Source organism: Nitrosomonas mobilis (assembly GCF_900103035.1).
GTDB lineage: Bacteria > Pseudomonadota > Gammaproteobacteria > Burkholderiales > Nitrosomonadaceae > Nitrosomonas > Nitrosomonas mobilis.
The window spans coordinates 1-3,345 of record NZ_FMWO01000078.1 but is presented as its reverse complement, the minus strand read 5'-3'; the positions used below and the strand labels follow the sequence as shown (position 1 = coordinate 3,345).

The window sequence follows — 3,345 nt, the reverse complement described above, 5'->3', positions numbered from 1 at the left end:
TGGCGCCATCGGTTCCTGACTTTGCCGGCGGCTACTAAAGCCAACCACTTGCAAGGAATCATTGAGGCGGATGAGACCTTTTTTCCCTCTTCCTGCAAAGGTCAACGCCACCTGAATCGTCCACCGCGTAAACGCGGTAAGCAAATCCATGTACGTGGAACAGGCAAAGACCAGGTGCCGGTGTTGGTAGTACGCGACCGCTCTGGTGCAACAGCAGATTTCATGTTGAATGCGCTTGATAAAAAGACAATTGAGCCGCCTTTGCGGGCTATCCTGGCAAAAGATGCCATTTTCTGTAGTGATGGCGCTGCCGTCTACCGGTCTGTGGCTCATAGCCTCGGAATTACCCATCGCCCCGTCAATCTCTCTGCTGGAATTCGAGTCATTGCTGGTGTTTACCATATCCAGAATGTTAATGCCTACGACAGCAGACTTAAACAGTGGATGAAAAGATTTCATGGGGTCGCAACCAAATACCTGGAAAATTACCTGGGCTGGCGTAGATGGCTGGAACGTTGGGGTGGGCACAACTCGCCAATCATTGGTCTCCAGGCCGCTCTCGGACGAGAAAATCAGTTTCAACTATTAATGCAGACATAGCCTAATATTTGCCATTGGCCAAAGCCATCAAGTTATTTGGGCCGGACGACAAATTTAACGCAAAACAAGCTCAACGCCCAATAAAAAAGGCATGGAGCTCACCAAGTAAACCCTATGCTTTAAAATTAATACGACGCAAGGTGCAGGCCTCTTTGCGTTTGACTAATGTTACAACGCTGCCAGAGGGAACGCGAAACCTTCCTTAGCAGTCATGCGACCTATTAGCTAACACAAGCAGATATTGGGCTTGCCCTTGACGTGAAAATTTTGCAGCTTACGGGAGAACCCCTACCATGTATAAACACAACTGTAACATTCTGCCGCTGGGCGTAAATGACATGCCAACAGCAGCCACCATCTGTGCAGCAGCAATGAATGAAAACCCTTTGCATGTCAAGGTGTTTGGTGCTAACCCAGACTTACGTCAACGTCGACTCAGGCGTATGTTTCCCGCCCTGCTAACCTATGTAAAGCGTAAAGGTGAGCTGTATGGTGCTTTTATTGATGGCAAACTCATTGGTGTATTAGGCATGCTGCCACCCAACGCTTGCCAACCAACACTTAGAGACTTGATACAGTTACTGCCAAGAATGATCAGTGCCAACAGCCCCCTCGGCGGCTTACGCTTAGCCATCTGGTTAGGCACTTGGGCCCGTATTGATCCAAAACAACCCCATTGGCACTTAGGTCCTTTAGCGATCGCACCTCAATGGCAATACAAAGGTGTTGGCACACAAATGATTGAGTTCACCATCAACCAATGTGCGGCAGAGCACCTATATTTAGAAACCGACAAACAAAGCAATGTGGACCTCTATCAGCGCTTTGGCTTTAAGACCCTTGCCACACCCACTATTTTAGGCATTCCCAGCTGGGTGATGATTCGCTCAACCTAAACACACACCTAACACAACCCACATTAGGCAAGCCACCGGCAACGATAGTGAGCTGAATAATTATAATGCCGATACCCAAGACAAATACCGTCATCAAACCCAGCTGCTCGCCGCACGAGAGACAAAATCTACGCCGCTTGCAGGAAAAAACCACTAGTTTCTCATGGGCGCAGCTTGTACAACGCAGGCGTAAGAACCCATGGGTCAGAATACCACTTTCAAGAAATGCCTCAAACTTGTCTTTAACAAAGTCGGGCAACCCTGAACAGGCTTCCGTCTCAGCTCGTGTAAAGAAAGTTCCGATGTGCTCTTACACCAGCCGATACAGAGTGGTTTCTTCCAGTCGGAGCGCTGTGTCATGCTGCATTTTGCATGTTTGTGGAAACGGAGAAGATATGTGTGACTCGATAACTGGATCGGCATTGTGACATTGACATTTTTGGATGTTCTATCTATACTTTTGGGTTGGGGCTCGGTGGTTAAAACGATAGTGAGTTCCCGAGTTGGCTGGGCGAGTTATTGATAATAAGCAACTTTCTTTACAGACGACATGCGTATTTCCTTTTAAGGATATGTTCATTAACTGATCATCGCAGGGAACTGTATATTAATGCCGCTGAGCCGGTGAATGTGTTTCACTGAATAAAATATAAATTCAAGTAGAGGAAGGTAAAGATGAAGATAACAAAGACAATGACAATTCTTGCTGGTTTTGCCTTGGGATCGTTGCTGGTAGCGGGTGCTGCTCAGGCGGATGATCATAGCGAGTTTAAAGTGGTTATCAATGCTTATGACACCACTATTCCCGAACTGAACGTGGAGGGCGTGACAGTGAAAAATATCCGTGCATTCAATGTATTGAATGAGCCGGAAGCACTGGTTGTTGAAAAAGGAGATAAGGTCAGCATCGTTGTTGAGAACAAATCACCTATCAGTGAAGGATTCTCAATTGATGCCTACGGTATCAAGGAAGTACTTAAAGCTGGCGAAACCAAGACCATCAGCTTTACCGCTGACAAAAAAGGTGCTTTCAATGTTTATTGCCAGCTTCATCCACAAAACATTCACTTGCCAGGTTCCCTTAACGTAGTAGATTAAGTTCTGGAATCACGGCAGATGAGAAAACAGGCCGGATTAATCCGGCCTGTTTTTTGTAAGTGCGTCTAAATATCTGTCTGAAATTGATATAAGCATTGACGTTTTGTACGTGATAAACCCTGACAACCACACGTATGCCAGCGGCGAGATTTACAGCGCGATGAGTAATGCCAATTTTCCGTGCGGCAGCGCGCATGACTTCGCTGCTGTCAGTACACAGGATGCAATCACTGGCCAACACGGGCTTTAATGCAGAACTGATGTGCCTGTTCAGCCAAAAAACGATACCGCCAGCGAAACGAGGTTGTATTATGTACACACACCGCAAACCTCAGCACTATAACAAATACTTCTTCCCCCAGATAGTTGCTGGCTATAAGCACAGTCATTTATCTTTGTGTCGCAATCTCGCTAATGAGGTGCCCGCCAAGGCATTAAAGGTAACTTTACAATCTTGGCAACGGTAACGCGCTGCAGCTTGGATGCAGAACCCCAGCGAACAATGTGTTCTTCGCCACATCTGAGGCATAGTAACTTGTTCGATAGACGATCCTCAATTAAAGTGCATGACACAGAGGCATGTTCAAGAGTTATTGTCAAATCTGACGCCAATCAAGGTATAGTGGCCCCCGATTTTCAGACAATAAATTAAGGTGGTAACCTGCTGCAATTGAGGAGCAGGTTATGAGCGAAACGAAGCGCAAGAATTTTAGTGGCGAGTTCAAGGCCAAGGTGGCACTTGAAGCGGTCC

At 46.7% G+C, this 3,345-nt stretch carries 4 protein-coding genes and 1 pseudogene; 3 read left to right on the top strand and 2 right to left on the bottom strand.

Translation table 11 applies throughout. The features are described 5' to 3' along the window. The coding region (locus tag NSMM_RS12510; protein ID WP_143001862.1) for an IS1595 family transposase at window positions 1-600 on the top strand (600 nt) is incomplete at its 5' end. 293 nt (window positions 601-893) lie between these two features. Further along, window positions 894-1,496 carry a GNAT family N-acetyltransferase gene (locus NSMM_RS12505; protein WP_245654802.1) on the top strand — a complete coding sequence of 201 codons (603 nt, stop codon included), beginning with the start codon at window positions 894-896 and terminating at the stop codon, window positions 1,494-1,496. Here the strand turns inward: NSMM_RS12505 and NSMM_RS17275 are convergent. Continuing rightward, window positions 1,453-1,755, bottom strand: coding sequence for a transposase zinc-binding domain-containing protein (locus tag NSMM_RS17275; protein WP_176753966.1), 303 nt, complete (start codon window positions 1,753-1,755; stop codon window positions 1,453-1,455). The two genes, NSMM_RS12505 and NSMM_RS17275, sit on opposite strands and share 44 nt — an antisense overlap. Window positions 1,756-2,171: 416 nt before the next feature. On the opposite strand from NSMM_RS17275, the gene NSMM_RS12495 reads away from it, so the two are divergent. Next, complete coding sequence (locus NSMM_RS12495; RefSeq protein ID WP_090287933.1) at window positions 2,172-2,594, top strand: nitrosocyanin; 423 nt, start codon at window positions 2,172-2,174, stop codon at window positions 2,592-2,594. 88 nt (window positions 2,595-2,682) lie between these two features. On the opposite strand, the pseudogene NSMM_RS16600 reads toward NSMM_RS12495, so the two are convergent. After that, window positions 2,683-3,092 (bottom strand): annotated as a pseudogene (locus NSMM_RS16600) (IS1/IS1595 family N-terminal zinc-binding domain-containing protein); the annotation flags it as partial. Window positions 3,093-3,345: the final 253 nt, after the last annotated feature.